General features: G+C 66.5%; 11 protein-coding genes, 1 pseudogene and 1 CRISPR repeat array. Of the genes and pseudogenes, 4 read left to right on the plus strand and 8 right to left on the minus strand.

Going from position 1 to position 14,357, the window contains the following annotated elements:
- Positions 1–302: 302 nt before the first annotated feature.
- Together rpsD and GDI_RS10485 are read left to right on the plus strand one after the other, a co-directional pair.
- Positions 303–920 (plus strand): 30S ribosomal protein S4, encoded by a 618-nt coding sequence (rpsD, locus tag GDI_RS10480; RefSeq protein ID WP_012226043.1) that lies wholly within the window; start codon positions 303–305, stop codon positions 918–920.
- A 118-nt stretch (positions 921–1,038) separates the two neighbouring features.
- Positions 1,039–2,622 (plus strand): peptide chain release factor 3, encoded by a 1,584-nt coding sequence (locus GDI_RS10485; protein ID WP_012226045.1) that lies wholly within the window; start codon positions 1,039–1,041, stop codon positions 2,620–2,622.
- On the opposite strand, the gene GDI_RS10490 is transcribed toward GDI_RS10485, so the two are convergent.
- Complete coding sequence (locus GDI_RS10490) at positions 2,594–3,994, minus strand: MATE family efflux transporter (RefSeq protein ID WP_012226046.1); 1,401 nt, start codon at positions 3,992–3,994, stop codon at positions 2,594–2,596. The two genes, GDI_RS10485 and GDI_RS10490, sit on opposite strands and share 29 nt — an antisense overlap.
- 124 nt (positions 3,995–4,118) lie before the next feature.
- Here GDI_RS10490 and cysS point away from each other — a divergent pair.
- A pseudogene (cysS, locus tag GDI_RS10495) lies at positions 4,119–5,481 on the plus strand (cysteine--tRNA ligase).
- Positions 5,478–6,254 (plus strand): RNA methyltransferase, encoded by a 777-nt coding sequence (locus GDI_RS10500; protein ID WP_041249392.1) that lies wholly within the window; start codon positions 5,478–5,480, stop codon positions 6,252–6,254. The pseudogene cysS and the gene GDI_RS10500 overlap by 4 nt, the downstream one beginning before the upstream one ends.
- Before the next feature lie 501 nt (positions 6,255–6,755).
- A CRISPR array of direct repeats spans positions 6,756–8,064; the repeat unit is 29 nt; unit sequence CGGTTCATCCCCGCACGTGCGGGGAACAC.
- 68 nt (positions 8,065–8,132) lie between these two features.
- On the opposite strand, the gene cas2e is transcribed toward GDI_RS10500, so the two are convergent.
- Genes cas2e through casA form a run of 7 tightly spaced genes read right to left on the minus strand, consistent with a single transcriptional unit; the run spans position 8,133 to position 14,188 of the window.
- Positions 8,133–8,480, minus strand: coding sequence for a type I-E CRISPR-associated endoribonuclease Cas2e (gene cas2e / locus GDI_RS10505; RefSeq protein ID WP_012553112.1), 348 nt, complete (start codon positions 8,478–8,480; stop codon positions 8,133–8,135).
- The gene (gene cas1e, locus GDI_RS10510; protein ID WP_012553113.1) at positions 8,461–9,420 is read right to left on the minus strand and encodes a type I-E CRISPR-associated endonuclease Cas1e; all 960 of its coding nucleotides are present in this window, start codon (positions 9,418–9,420) and stop codon (positions 8,461–8,463) included. The genes cas2e and cas1e overlap by 20 nt, the downstream gene beginning before the upstream one ends.
- A gap of 11 nt (positions 9,421–9,431) precedes the next feature.
- Complete coding sequence (gene cas6e / locus GDI_RS10515; RefSeq protein WP_012226053.1) at positions 9,432–10,118, minus strand: type I-E CRISPR-associated protein Cas6/Cse3/CasE; 687 nt, start codon at positions 10,116–10,118, stop codon at positions 9,432–9,434.
- Entirely contained in the window at positions 10,115–10,897 is a 783-nt protein-coding gene (cas5e, locus tag GDI_RS10520; RefSeq protein WP_012226054.1) for a type I-E CRISPR-associated protein Cas5/CasD, read from the minus strand. The genes cas6e and cas5e overlap by 4 nt, the downstream gene beginning before the upstream one ends.
- 8 nt (positions 10,898–10,905) lie before the next feature.
- Positions 10,906–11,964, minus strand: coding sequence for a type I-E CRISPR-associated protein Cas7/Cse4/CasC (gene cas7e, locus GDI_RS10525; protein ID WP_012226055.1), 1,059 nt, complete (start codon positions 11,962–11,964; stop codon positions 10,906–10,908).
- Positions 11,961–12,551, minus strand: a complete 591-nt coding sequence (gene casB, locus GDI_RS10530; RefSeq protein ID WP_012226056.1) for a type I-E CRISPR-associated protein Cse2/CasB — start codon at positions 12,549–12,551, stop codon at positions 11,961–11,963. Before casB ends, cas7e begins: the two co-directional genes overlap by 4 nt.
- On the minus strand, positions 12,548–14,188 hold the full coding sequence (gene casA, locus GDI_RS10535; RefSeq protein ID WP_012553114.1) for a type I-E CRISPR-associated protein Cse1/CasA: 1,641 nt from the start codon (positions 14,186–14,188) through the stop codon (positions 12,548–12,550). Before casA ends, casB begins: the two co-directional genes overlap by 4 nt.
- Between the last annotated feature and the right edge of the window lie 169 nt (positions 14,189–14,357).

Genomic DNA, 14,357 nt, shown 5'->3' on the forward strand with positions numbered 1-14,357 from the left:
CCAGACTATACGGGCTTGGGCCGGGGCACACGGGCTTTTCGCACCGGACCGCCATGCGGGACGGCGCCGCCGGGCCTGCCGGCCGTGGTTGACAGCGCCGTACTGTTACGCCTATAGGCCAGCCCCACTGCCGGGAACGTGGACGGACCGGCCGGTGCCAGATCGGGTGATTGCTCCCCGGCGCCGGTAATGCGGAACGCGCCCGCCCTGTTCATGCGGAACAGGGCCTACCGGTGCAATACAGGGTGGCGGACTGCCTTCGGGCCGGACGGCCGCCCGTCGAGTATGAAAGATCGCGCGCGATGAGCAAGCGCCTTGAGAGCAAGTACAAGATCAATCGCCGCCTGGGCGTGAACCTGTGGGGCCGTGCGAAGTCCCCGGTCAACAAGCGGGAATATGGCCCCGGCCAGCATGGCCAGCGCCGCAAGCAGAAGCCGTCGGACTTCTCGGTCCAGCTGATGGCGAAGCAGAAGCTGAAGGGCTATTACGGCAACATCAGCGAAAAGCAGTTCCGCAAGTATTATGACGAGGCCGTGCGCCGCAAGGGCGACACCTCGGAAAATCTGATCGACCTGCTGGAGCGCCGGCTGGACGCGGTGGTCTATCGCCTGAAGTTCGCGATGACGCCGTTCGCCGCCCGCCAGTTCGTCAGCCACGGCCACATCACGGTCAACGGCCGCAAGGTCAACATCCCGTCCTACATCGTGCGCGACGAGGACGTGATCGAGGTCCGCGAGAAGTCCAAGCACCTGGCCATCGTCCTGGACGCGGCGCAGAGCGGCGAGCGTGACGTGCCGGAATACATGGAAGTCGATCACCGCCAGATGAAGGGCCGCTTCCTGCGTGCGCCGAAGCTGTCGGACGTGCCGTATCCGGTGCAGATGGAACCGAACCTGGTCATCGAGTTCTACTCGCGCTGATCCGGCCTTTCGGACGAACGATCGCGGCGCCGGGCGCGGGGGACATCCCCCTCGCCCGGCGTCCGTGTTTTGGGACCCCGCCGGACCGCATCGCGGCCCGGCCGACATCGCAGCACGAATGGATGCGCCCGTGAACGCCGAGCCCGCAACCGCCCCCACATCCGGCCTAGCCGCCACCATCGCCCGGGAAATCGCCCGGCGGCGCACCTTCGCCATCATCTCGCACCCAGACGCGGGCAAGACCACGCTGACCGAGCGCATCCTGCGCGCGGGCGGCGCGATCCAGATGGCGGGCAATGTCCGGGCCAAGGGCGAACGCCGCCGCACCCGGTCGGACTGGATGGGGATCGAGCGCGATCGCGGCATTTCGGTCGTGACCTCGGTCATGACGTTCGAATATGGCGGCTGCATCTTCAACCTGCTGGACACGCCGGGCCACGAGGATTTTTCGGAAGATACCTATCGCACGCTGACGGCCGTCGATGCGGCGGTGATGGTGATCGACGCCGCCAAAGGGATCGAGGACCGGACCCGCAAGCTGTTCGAGATCTGCCGCCTGCGCGACATTCCGATCGTCACCTTCATCAACAAGATGGACCGCGAGGCGCAGGACCCGTTCACGCTGCTGGACGAAATCTCGTCCGCGCTGGCGCTGGATACCGCGCCGGCGACGTGGCCGGTCGGCCGTGCGGCGCAGTTCGTCGGCACGTATGACCTGCGCGCGCGCAGCCTGCATGTGTCCACGCCGCTGGAGCAGTCCGACCCGCGCATGGTGCAACTGGCCGAGGACCTGGAACTGGCCGAGGCCGCCCTGCCGGTCTTCGACCGCGACAGCTTCAATGCCGGGCACCTGACCCCGGTCTTCTTCGGCAGCGCGATGAAGGAGATCGGCGTGACCGACCTGCTGGACGCGCTGGTGGCGTTCGGCCCGCCGCCGCGCGATCAGGCGACCGAAAGCCGGACGGTGCGCGCGGACGAGACCGGACTGACCGCGCTGGTCTTCAAGATCCAGGCCAACATGGACCCGAACCATCGCGACCGCATGGCCTTCGCGCGGATCTGCTCGGGCCGGCTGGAACGCGGGATGCGGCTGAAGCATGTGCGCATCGGCAAGCAGTTCGCGCTGCATACGCCGCAATTCTTCTTCGCCCGCGACCGGCAGCTGGCCGAGGAAGCCTTCGCCGGCGACGTGGTGGGCATTCCCAACCACGGCACCCTGCGCATCGGCGACACGCTGACCGAGGGCGAGGACCTGCGCTTTACCGGCGTGCCGCACTTCGCCCCGGAAATCCTGCGCCGCGTCCGGCTGGACGACGCGATGAAGGCCAAGAAGCTGCGCCAGGCCCTGACGGAACTGGCCGAGGAAGGGGTGGTTCAGCTCTTCCGCCCGCAGGACGGCGCGCCGCCCATCGTCGGCGTCGTCGGCACGCTGCAGCTCGACGTGCTGCAGGCGCGGCTGTCCGGGGAATACGGGGTGGCGATCGGCTTCGAATCCACCCCCTACAACCTGGCCCGCTGGGTGACGGGCGACCGCGCGAAGCTGGAGACGTTCGCGATGGCCAACCGCTCGGCCATGGCGGACGACCTGGACGGCGATCCGGTCTTCCTGGCCGGATCGGCCTTCATGATGCGTCGCACGGCCGAGATGAACCTCGACCTGTCATTCCACGACATCAAGCAGATCGGCATCGAGACACGCTGACCGCCGCGGGCCCGCGATCGCCCAGCGTCCGCGCGGCCCGCACCCCCAGCATCAGCGCCACCGCCACCAGCGCGCACGCCACGCCGCCCCACAGGCCGACGACGCCCAGGCCGCATCGGAACGCCAGCCACGTGCCCAGCGGAAAGCCGATCCCCCAATAGCCCAGCACGGCCAGGACCATCGGCACGATCGCATCGCCGCGTCCCCGCAGCGCACCCACCAGCACCGCCTGCGTGCCGTCCGCCACCTGGAACACGGCCGCCAGCAGCAGCGCCGCCATGGCGATATGCGTGCTCTCCGCATTGGCCGGCACCGACGGGTCCAGATAGAAGGCCACCAGCCGCGCGCGGAACAGGTAGATCAGGCAGCCGCTGGCCACCATGCCGGCGATCGCGGTCCCGACCGCCACCCATGCCGCGTGGCGTGCCCGCGCCGGCCGCGCCGCCCCGGTCCAGTAGGCCACCCGCACGTTCGCGGCCTGTCCCAGCGCCATGATCGCCATGTAGGTGGTCGCGGTCAGGTTCAGTACGATCTGGTGCGCCGCCAGGGCATGGGGGCCCAGGGTCGCCGCCTGCAGCGCCGTGACCTGGAACAGCATGATCTCGGCCCCCGTCGCCATCATCATCGGCACCCCCAGGCGCAGCAGTACCGCCATGTCGGCGGCCCGCGGTCGCGGCGGCCACAGCAGCAGGCGCAGATGCGGCCGGGAATGCACCATCGCCAGCAGGACCAGCGCCGCGCCCCACATGGTCAGGGTGGTGGCCAGGGCCGAACCGCGCAGCCCCATTGCCGGCAGGCCGAACCATCCGTGAATCAGCCCCGCGTTCAGCACGCCGTTCACCACCGCCACGACCGGCATCACCCGCAGCAGGACACCCTGCGCGTCCAGCGCCGGCAGCACCACTTCCACCACCCCCGTGCCGATCAGCGCCGGCGGCACGCCCCACATCAGGATATGCAGGAAGGACGTGACCGGGCCGACCAGCGTCGCGGGCTGATGCATCAGCCGCAACAGGGGGCCGGCCTGCGTCAGCAGCGCCAGGAAGGGTACGCACAGCAGCAGCGCCACGACCAGCAGCATGGCGTGGATCGAGGCGATGCGCCCCTCATCCCCGCTGCCACGCGCCTGGGCGATCAGCACCCCGCCCGCCCCCAGATTGGCCTGCAGCATCACCAGCAGCGTGAAGAACAGCATGGTCGACAGGCCGCCGATGGCCAGCGCGTCGGCCCCCAGCCCGCCCAGCAGCACGCTGTCGGTGACGCCCATGGCCATCTGCGCGATCTGCGCCAGGGCGATCGGGGCCGCGATGCGCAGCAACAGGCGAAGTTCCCCCGGGGGAGAGGATGAATCGGGACAGGCTGGATCGGGCATGCCCGCATCCAAAGCAGATCGCCCCCGCAAAGACCAGACGCGGCGGGACCATGCCCCCCTTTCGTCCCTGCCGCCGCACAAGGGTGTTGCGTCCGCCCCGCCGCTGTCGCATCTAGGCCCCATCATGCCAGATTCCATGCCGCAACTGACCCTGCACGACAGCAGAAGCCGCAAGACGGTTCCGTTCGCGCCCCTCGATCCGGGGAATGTGCGGGTCTATTATTGCGGGCCGACCGTCTATGACCTGGCCCATATCGGCAACCTGCGGGCGATGGTGACGGCCGATATCCTGGTCCGGCTGCTGCGGCACCTGTATCCGCGCGTGACCTATGTGCGCAACATCACGGACGTGGACGACAAGATCAACACCCGCGCCCGCGCGAACGGCGAGACGATCGACAGCCTGACCGCCCGCACGATCCGGGATTTCCACGAGGACCTGGACGCCGTCGGCATCCTGCCCCCGGATATCGAACCCCGCGCCACCCACCACATCGCCGAGATGCTGACCCTGATCGGCCAGTTGATCGACAGCGGCCATGCCTACGAGGCGCAGGGTCATGTCCTGTTCGCCGTCAGCCGCTTTCCAGCCTATGGCGCGCTGTCGGGGCGCAGCCCCGAGGACCTGCTGGCCGGCGCACGGGTCGAAGTCGCGCCCTACAAGCGCGATCCGGGCGATTTCGTGCTGTGGAAGCCGTCGGCGCCCGACCTGCCGGGCTGGGAGAGCCCGTGGGGCCGGGGCCGGCCGGGCTGGCATATCGAATGCTCGGCCATGTCGCATCGCTATCTGGGCGAGAGCTTCGACATTCATGGCGGCGGCAGCGACCTGCTGTTCCCGCACCACGAAAACGAACTGGCGCAAAGCCAGTGCTGCTTCCCGCACGGCCGCTTCGCCAACCACTGGGTGCATAACGCGATGCTGCTGGTGAACGGCGAGAAGATGTCCAAGTCGCTGGGCAATTTCCTGACCGTCCGCGACGCACTAAGCGTCAGTCCGGCCGAGGCGCTGCGCCTGCTGCTGCTGCACGCGCAGTACCGGTCGGTGCTGAACTTCACCCTGGCCGGGCTGGAGGACGCGAAGCAGACGCTGAACCGGTTCTATCGCGCCGTCGGCGACACGCCGCCCGACGGCACGGTTCCGGTCCCCGCCCCCGTGCTGGCCGCCCTGTGCGACGACCTGAACACGCCCCGCGCGCTGGCGGAAATGCATGCCCTGGCTGACCGGGCCCTGGCGGGCGACCGCGACGCGGCGCTGGGCCTGCGCGCGGCGGGGCAGTTGCTGGGGCTGCTGGGACAGACGGAGGATGCGTGGTTCCGCGCGGGTACTTACGTCCATCCAGAGACGATCGAAAGGCTGATCGTCGAACGGCAGGATGCCCGCAAATCCCGCGATTTTTGCCCGCGCCGACGCTATTCGCGAAAGTCTGGCGAAGGACGGCATCGTGCTGGAAGACGGGCCGTCCGGCACCACCTGGAGGCGCGCATGACCGGCCGCGACGGCGGGGCCGATATCGGCCCGATCGGCAACAGCCCGGTCGTCATCCTGGTGCGCCCGCAGATGGCCGAGAATATCGGCACCACGGCGCGGGCCATGGCCAATGGCGGACTGTTCCACCTGCGCCTGGTCGCCCCGCGCGACGGCTGGCCGCTGGAGCGCGCCTGGCGCTCGGCCTCGGGCGCCGACCGCATCCTGGAAGCCGCGACGGTGCATGACAGCGTCGATGACGCGATCGCCGACCTGCACCATGTCTTCGCGACCTGCCCGCGCCCGCGCCATATCGTCAAGACGGTGCTGACCGCACGCGGGGGCGCCGCCGAACTGCGGCAGATGAGCGGGCGCGGACTGCGCACCGGCCTGCTGTTCGGCCCCGAGCGCGCCGGCCTGGACAACGAGGACATGGCCCGGGCCGACGCCCTGATCCGCTATCCGCTGAACCCGGCCTTCATGTCGCTGAACCTGGCGCAGGCGGTCATGATCATGGCCTACGAATGGTGGATGGCCGAAGACGCCACCCCGCCCCGCGCGCTGATGACCAATGAAACCCATGTCGCCACCAAGGGCGAACTGGACAATTTCATGCGCCACCTGATCGACGATCTGGACGAATGCGGCTTCCTGCGCAACGAGCAGAAGCGCGCGGGCATGGTGCGCAACCTGCGCCATTTCTTCACCCGGGGCGAAGTCACGGAACAGGAACTGCGCACCCTGCACGGCGTGGTGACGGAACTGACCCGGGGGCGCCGGGCGCGCGGGCAATGAAGAGCGTCCTTCGGCAACAGGGCCGTTGCCACCTCGATTCGTCCCCGCGGATGCGGGGAACACGCATCCGCGTGCCCTGCAACCCGTCCCAATCCATGCCGACGCCGGCTGCCATGGAATCTCCTTCTCGCTTCGCCTATATTTGGCCTGCGGCGTGCAGCGACATGGTGATATTCAGCCGACCATAGGACCGCCTGCATGGCGGGATCGTTTGTGGGGTTCTGGCTGGCCCCACCTGCACGCCGTGTCACCTGATCCTGCGCACCCATTCCATCACGACCGCCCACGGCGTCACACATCGTCCAGTTCTTTCGTGTTCCTGGCGTCCGGCGCCGACGCAATGCGTCGGACGACAACCGAGGCGGCGCGCGAAAAGCGGGCCCGGGAGAGCGTCTGAGCCCAAAGTTAGGACATCGGCCGCGAATTTCAGCAGGGCCGGCAGATTCATCCCTGCATATGCGAGGAACACAAGGCGGCCTCGTCCAGGATCACCAGACCCTGCGGTTCATCCCCGCACGTGCGGGAACACGTCCCCCTGCTCGGCAACCCCAAACTCAAGATCGGTTCATCCCCGCACGTGCGGGGAACACGCCGCGACGGTGAAGGGGAGGTTGTTCGACGCCGGTTCATCCCCGCACGTGCGGGGAACACGAGTCACCGGATTCCCATCTCATCCTAATATCCGGTTCATCCCCGCACGTGCGGGGAACACCTTTTCTCAGCCGACACTCTCCATGCAAGAACCGGTTCATCCCCGCACGTGCGGGGAACACACGCGGGTCTATGAGATTCCGATCATGCAGGACGGTTCATCCCCGCACGTGCGGGGAACACCATTGACCCGGCACCCTCCCCATGTGACGTTTCGGTTCATCCCCGCACGTGCGGGGAACACTGGCTCGGGACCATCTTAGCGGACGACATGGCCGGTTCATCCCCGCACGTGCGGGGAACACGGCGTAGCCCGCAGCACCGCCCAGCCGGGGACCGGTTCATCCCCGCACGTGCGGGGAACACCTTAACTGGATCACGATCGCGCTGATCCTCTACGGTTCATCCCCGCACGTGCGGGGAACACTTCTCGGCACTCGACCCGCGCCCAGACGGCTGCGGTTCATCCCCGCACGTGCGGGGAACACCGCGGGTCGCTCGGCAATCGCGCTGCTATCGCCGGTTCATCCCCGCACGTGCGGGGAACACGCCGGACGAGCGCGTACATGCTCTGGTGCATCCGGTTCATCCCCGCACGTGCGGGGAACACCAGCGGCGATCCTGAGCGGTTCCACGAGGCGGCGGTTCATCCCCGCACGTGCGGGGAACACATCTGCCTCAGACCTTCGATGCGGAGCAGGCCCGGTTCATCCCCGCACGTGCGGGGAACACGACAATCGTTCCCTCCCTCAAAGATGATTATTCGGTTCATCCCCGCACGTGCGGGGAACACACGTTCTCGCGCGTGCTGTCCACGTTCCTGACCGGTTCATCCCCGCACGTGCGGGGAACACAGCGCGGCGTGGCGGGAATCAAGGTCGTCGGTCGGTTCATCCCCGCACGTGCGGGGAACACACCATCCGTTCGGCGGTGATGCCGCGAACGATCGGTTCATCCCCGCACGTGCGGGGAACACTTGCGTCAAACGAAGCACAATATCAGGCGCAGCGGTTCATCCCCGCACGTGCGGGGAACACTTGCCTCTAACGAGGCGCAGTATCAGGCACAGCGGTTCATCCCCGCACGTGCGGGGAACACCCGTCGTTTCGATCGTCACGGCGATCATCGGCCGGTTCATCCCCGCACGTGCGGGGAACACTCTTCGTGGAAAACATTGATCTCAAATCTCTATTTTATTGTCAAAGATTCTACCGATCTTAACCTGGGTTAGAGTACGCCCCGCCCCCGCCGACGCGGAGGGGTGGTGGCGGCCGGGCCGGGTTGTGCCGGAAGGGCGGCTTCCGGTCCGAACGAAACCAGTCGGAGACCATCGAAGTCAACCGCTACACGGCGGTTGCGTCCACAGGTATCGAACTCGAATCCGGCGTCATTCGGGGCGGCCCATGCCATGACGGCGTTGCCATCCTCGATATAGGCGCACACCTGTCCCCAGATCATCTCGCGCACGCGCTGACCGTACGTGCCGACATAGACGCCGGCGCGCACTTCCAGAAGCCAGACCGCCAGACGCCCCCGCAAGCGCGGGGGTGCGTTTTCAACCACGATGACCAGCATCGCCCAGCCCTTTCGCGTCCTTGAACGCCACGGGCATGGCCTCATCCTGCGCCGGAGGCATCTCGGCACCGCCTGCCGAAAGGATCTCTTCGATCAGCGGGATAAGCCGTCCCAGAATGTTCGTACGTCGGAACTGGTCGCGGCATCGGTGGCGAACGGCTGCCACAGGGTCCGAAATCCGCTGTCCATCCAAAGGTCTTTCATGCTGGACGGCCGCTGCCACCCGGAAAGCCTCGGGCACGACAGTCTCGAACTTCACGATATCGGCGATGTCGTACACAAAGCTCTGCGGCTTTCCCGTATGCAGGAACCCTATGGCCGGCGCGTAACCCGCAGCCAGAATCGCCGCTTCGGTAATCCCGTACAACGCGGCTGTGGCTGCTGATAGACAGCGATTGACCAGATTGGCGGTATCCCATTCGTGCGGATCGTATCGCCGCCCGTCCCACTCCGCCCCGTGCGTGCGGGCCAGCAGGCGATAGGTCTCGCGCACCCGCGATCCCTCGATACCCCGCAACTGGTCCACCGAACGCCGTTCCGGCGCATCCTCGCCGAAACGAAGCGCGTACATCTTGCGAACGACCTTCAGGCGGGCGGCATCATCCAGGGCCAGTCGGGCCTGAAGCAAAAGCCTGTCCGCCCGCGCCCCCCCTGGCTGGCCCGAGGCGTAAAGCCTGACCCCCGCTTCCCCCACCCAGATCAGCAGCGTGCCGGCACGGGCCGCGAGCGCCGCCGCGGCATGGCTGACGCGGGTACCCGGTTCCAGCATAAGGCAGGCGAGGCCGCCGATCGGGATATGCGTGCGAATGCCGTTATGGCCGACCAGCACGAAGGCACCGTCGAGAACGTCGATCTGCCCTTTTTCGACAAAGAGGAGAGAAGAACGTTCCTTCAGCGGAATCGGTCGCGGTGGCGGCAGGCCCGGCATGGGACGAGACATATCCGCCCCCTTCAGACAGCCCTGCGGATCAGCATAAGCCCGCAGCCGAATGCCCTGGCCCGACCGAACCCTTGCATGAGCGAATCGAGGAACGCATCCGGGGCGGTAACACGCACCTCCCCCGTCAGGTTGACCACCCCGAACGATACGATGCCACGACCGCCGGAGCGGGGGATTCGCAGGACATCACGTCCCTCGATCACAAGGGGAGAAGCCGGGGCAAATCCGGCACGGACACCCTGCCGCCCCATCCATGTTTCAAGGGCATCCGCAATCATGGAGTCACGCGCTTCCGCCCCTTCGCGCTGCGACCGGCGATGCAGCGCGTCCATCACCACGTCATGCCGCTGACTGCGAGTCCGTCCGGGCGTCTTTCGATCCACCGTGGCATTTGCCCGCAGCAGGAACCGCAATCGATCTCCTTCTTTCAGGAGCGGGTCGAACGGTCGGGTCTCGACGTCAAAAAGGCCGTGGCTGTCCACAGGTTCGCGGGCCGATAGCACCATGAAGCGTCCAGCTTCCATCTGGCGCCAGAGGAAATCGCGCGTCCGGTCGGGATCGTCACCAAAGAGAGCCCAGAGCAGATGATGGGCTGCCGCATGCTGCCGTCCCTCTCCATCCGGCACCAACAGCCGGGCCAACGCCCGCACCGGTGCATCACGCCGCAAGGCGATGCGGGAGAGAAAGCCCCGCATCATATCGTGCCCTCCTCGCGGCAGAGCAGCACGGCCTCTTCCCGCAATCCGAACTGCCATCTCCTGCGGGACAGGGGCTGATCCCGGCGGATCTCGCGGCGCAGGGGCGTATGGCCGCCGCCATGCTCGGCCATATCGACAGCATCAAGCACGAGCAGCAAACCACCGCTTCGCGATGCGCCGGCAAACTGCCGTCGAAAGGAATCGTGGCGTATCCGCAATCCGGCCTCGGGCCCATTGCGGTGACGGTCCAGAAGCACGGCGGCGGCCGAGACACCATCCGTCACGGACGGCGCCAGGGGCAAACCGGCAGGACAGGACCGCCGCCCGAGAGAGGGCGTGAAGACAGGTTCCCTCATGGCGGCCTGTAGCGCCTCCAACGACCAGCGTGCGGTCTTTCCACTCGTCCAGACGGCGCCGAGATGCCAGGTTCCCATGCGATAGTCCCGGCGGGACAGGATGGTCGCCAGGTCGCCCGGGGACGCAGCCAGTTCCTCGGCCCGTGTCGCCGGGCGCCAGTTGCGCCGCGCGGGGGCGGCCTGGGCCGTATGATAATCCGTCAGCAGCTTTCCCGGTGCATGGCACAGGATGGCCAGCCCGTAATCGGCTGCCAGCGCGGCCTGCGCGTCTTCATCATCGCGCGTCAGGCCCAGGCAGGCCGCCATCAGTCCCAGTACGGCCGACCGCGCGGGGCGGTCCCAGCCATCCCGTCGTTCGCCCACCGCGATTGCGCCGAAGGACGCCATCGGCGCCACCATGGCGAATGTCAGGAACTGTCCCATATCCGCGCTCAGGACCGGCAGAATGCCGCGATATCGGCAAGCGTCGCGCTGTCCTTGCGGGCAGTTTCCAGTTCGCATTCAGCGTCGATGCCCGCACCGTAAACCCGCGCGAGTTCGCCGCGGAACGTTCTGAGGGCTGCAATCGAGCCCGCCATAAGGTCCGTCCCGGCAACCGGCCTGGCGAACGCACCCGCAAGCGTTCGCGGCTGGGCATTGCCCCGTTCAGCCAGGACATATTGCGCGCGGGCAAGGGCGGCAAAGCTGTTCTGCTTGCCTGAGGGCGCGACCGTCGCCGCCGCTTCCACCAGCGCGCCCAAAGCCGTTTCCATCACGCCGCTTTCGTCGGCGTCACCCAGATTCTTTCGGAGCAGTTCACGATTCACACACAGATAAAGATAAAACACCCCCGACCCGAACCCGGCCTCGCTCAGGAAGCCGGCCCCGGCATCCTCTTCCGGGCGTTTCAGATCGTCGATGGCGGTATAGTAATCGTCCTCGACCGTGACGCGATGCGTGGTGATGGCGTGCGCGACCTGCACCGCCGCTTCCCGGTTATAGGATGGTTCGCTTGCCAGCATCCGGCCGAACAGGGCGATATCCGCCGCCGTGTCCGTCCGATACAGCAAGGCGTCCTTTTCTTTTGCCAGGTCGATCTTCTCGCCGGCGGCCAGCCGGTCGGCCATCGCAAACGCGGCCTCACGCTCGGCCGGCGAAATGAAGACAAGCTGTTCAGTGTAGGTGGAATTAGCGTCCTTTTCCGCCTTCACCTTGCCATAGATCCCGGCAATGTCCCGCGCGATCGCCAGGGATCTTTTTTCGTCCAGTCCCTTTTCCAGAAGATGCTGCCGGATCTCGTTCCCCAGCCGCTGGGTGCGCTGCCCCATATGCCCCGCAAGCGCCGAGGAAAAGATTTCCGATGTGCGCCAGGCCCGCTTGAGGGCCTGCGACGAAATCCGCAGGCGCGTCACGCCGCCCACATTGGCGGTCTTGGGATTGCCCGTGTCGTCACGATTGACGTTGGACGGCGGATAGAAGGTCAGGAGATGCAGTTGCAGAAATCGGCTCACGACTGAAGTTCCTTTTCGGACTCGATGGATTGTTCGGCAGATGCGCCGCTGTCCGGCTCGCCCGCATTCCAGTATTCGTAGACCCAGCGCACGCGAATCTTTTCCGCCGCCATGTCGTCCCACATCCCTGTCCGGGGCCAGGCGAGGACCGACCTGGCCAGATCGGCAACGTTCACGGTCCTGCCGGCCAACGTCACCAGGCGGCGGAATGCCGTAAGGCACTCGTCAAACTCGCTCGCATCCAGCAGTCTGCGGAACCGCACCGGTTTGCACAGTGCCGTCGCTACCTTCGCCATATCCGTCGGTCCGATCTGGCGCGCCACGAACTGGGCGGGATTGTCCGATCGCACATGCGCGAGAACCGCCGCGACCAGCGCCACCCGGGCAAGTTCGCCCTCCCGCCGGGCGCCGCATCGCCGCGCCAATGTCTGTACCGCCGGCTCGAACAGCGCATCGACGATGCTCGCGCAACGGCGCAGCCGTGCCAGCGTCCCGCGGTCGCCCGGCCGTCCGCCGGGGTCCGGCTGCAATTCGCGCCACCAGTTCCGCGCCTTTTCGGCAATCGCGTTTCGGTCATCTCCGGTCATGGCTGCTTCATCCTGGACGTCGCTTTCCGTGTAACGGGCACGGGAATTTTCAGAACCATCATGAGCGCCTGCCCTTCCTTTCCACCGCCCGCGACAGCCGCCCCGAGCCGCCGGCGCGCCAGCGCGGATCGTTGCGCCTCGGTCGTTCCCGTGTCCGGAGTCAGCATGACGGCGGAGTCGAACAGGTCCAGGGCCACCCGCCGAAGGGCGCGCAGCCAGATGCGCCGCAGATCGATGTCATCTCCGTCACCCAGCAGCACCGCCTGATGGAGAAGATCGAAGAACGTTCCCTCCGTCTGCGCCCAGAACCGTTCGCGCAGGCCGGAGAACAGCGTTGCATCTGGCGAGATGGTCCCCTTGCCAAACAGGGCCTCCCGGACACACTGTCGGAGGATACCCGCCACTTGGTCGGCGGCCTCGACATACGCTCGGGCCAGTGCGTCAAGCGCCTCCTGACGCACCGGATCGACCACGCCGGGCAGCGGCATCTCGCTCTCGACGAAGCTGCGGGCCTTCATATTGTCCATGTCATAACCGGCCGCCAGAAGCCGAGGCGTGAGCGAGGCGGCAACGTTCCGGGCCCGGTCGTTACGCCATGACAGCACCGTGCTTGCCGGAAGCCGGTGCGTATCGCTGCTGTTCACGACAATCCCGGCCCAATGGCGGTATCCGATTCCACCCGGCTGCGGGTGGACGCTCAGCCATTCGGCGTCTTTCTTCTGGCGATAACGGGGCGTCAACGGGTGGATGGATGCGCCCGCGCCATAGGGCATCCCTGTCCAGTCGGCGTAGCTTGCGCCATAAGGACGCTGTCGCCAGCCCGGTACCAGAACGGCATCCGGCTGCCCCGTCAGGTCGCATATGCCGTCCTCCGCCGCTTCGAAATCGAGGCGAATACGCCGCGGCATTCCCCACCAGCATTGCAGCGGATGGGCGTTATGGCCTGGGCGTACACTGGTTCCATCCTTGCCTGACCCGATTGTCGGCGCGAGCCACGGGAACACACGGGGCAGGTCTGCTTCGGACGGAGGCACCCCGAAGGGCGTATTCGCCCATACCATCTCCCACAGGCTCGCTCCCTCCCGGGGCAGGACCAGCGTGACCAGGGGGCCGCCGCCCCGCAGGCCGGTCATGTTTCCCGCACCGCCGCTCGGCGCCCAGGACTGGAGGGTAAACAGGGCCATGCAGGCGGCCGGACGCCCCAGCGCCATGATCCGCTGCCGATGCACGAACAGATCCGTGTTCTTCTTTACGGTGCTATCGCCAGGCGCATCGATCAGCAGACGTTCCACAGGCTCCTGGCCGCTCTGGAGATTTTCCAGGTCCTGCAGGAAGCGTGGCCCCGGCCCATCGAGCCAGAAGGCTTCGGCCACAGGGGCGAAGGCTTCGTCCAGCGCCTCCACGGAAGGTGGGTCTTCCCAGGTTTCGCACCAGATATCCTCGTTTTTGGGCGGAAACGCCGTTGCCAGCAATCCGATCAGGAATTCAAGGGACGCGATGCGGAAATCCGCCCGTGGCCAATCGAGCGCCATGATCGGATCGTCGGCCACGCGGTCCACGATCTGCGCCGGACGAATGGTCTCCGCCGCGCCGGATTTCCGGCGAATGGGCAGCCATGAAGCGGTCAGAAGATTCATGGGAAACGATCTCATTTAGCGTAGCCAGATAAAGGCAAAACTTTTACTTTGTCGCTGGCGCCAGACGGCCAGGTCCGGCGCCAGTGACGTTCGAGGTACCGGCAATGCCGGCGAATACCGATAAAACGAACGATTGCCACACGTTACACCCTCCTTTCCTTGACAACAC

This window comes from Gluconacetobacter diazotrophicus PA1 5 (assembly GCF_000067045.1).
Classification (GTDB): domain Bacteria; phylum Pseudomonadota; class Alphaproteobacteria; order Acetobacterales; family Acetobacteraceae; genus Gluconacetobacter; species Gluconacetobacter diazotrophicus.

Coding starts and splice junctions, on each gene's coding strand:
- rpsD (WP_012226043.1), top strand. CDS start 303: ATGAGCAAGCGCCTTGAGAGCAAGTACAAGATCAATCGCCGCCTGGGC.
- GDI_RS10485 (WP_012226045.1), top strand. CDS start 1,039: ATGGATGCGCCCGTGAACGCCGAGCCCGCAACCGCCCCCACATCCGGC.
- GDI_RS10490 (WP_012226046.1), bottom strand. CDS start 3,994: ATGCCCGATCCAGCCTGTCCCGATTCATCCTCTCCCCCGGGGGAACTT.
- GDI_RS10500 (WP_041249392.1), top strand. CDS start 5,478: ATGACCGGCCGCGACGGCGGGGCCGATATCGGCCCGATCGGCAACAGC.
- cas2e (WP_012553112.1), bottom strand. CDS start 8,480: ATGCTGGTCATCGTGGTTGAAAACGCACCCCCGCGCTTGCGGGGGCGT.
- cas1e (WP_012553113.1), bottom strand. CDS start 9,420: ATGTCTCGTCCCATGCCGGGCCTGCCGCCACCGCGACCGATTCCGCTG.
- cas6e (WP_012226053.1), bottom strand. CDS start 10,118: ATGATGCGGGGCTTTCTCTCCCGCATCGCCTTGCGGCGTGATGCACCG.
- cas5e (WP_012226054.1), bottom strand. CDS start 10,897: ATGGGACAGTTCCTGACATTCGCCATGGTGGCGCCGATGGCGTCCTTC.
- casB (WP_012226056.1), bottom strand. CDS start 12,551: ATGACCGGAGATGACCGAAACGCGATTGCCGAAAAGGCGCGGAACTGG.
- casA (WP_012553114.1), bottom strand. CDS start 14,188: ATGAATCTTCTGACCGCTTCATGGCTGCCCATTCGCCGGAAATCCGGC.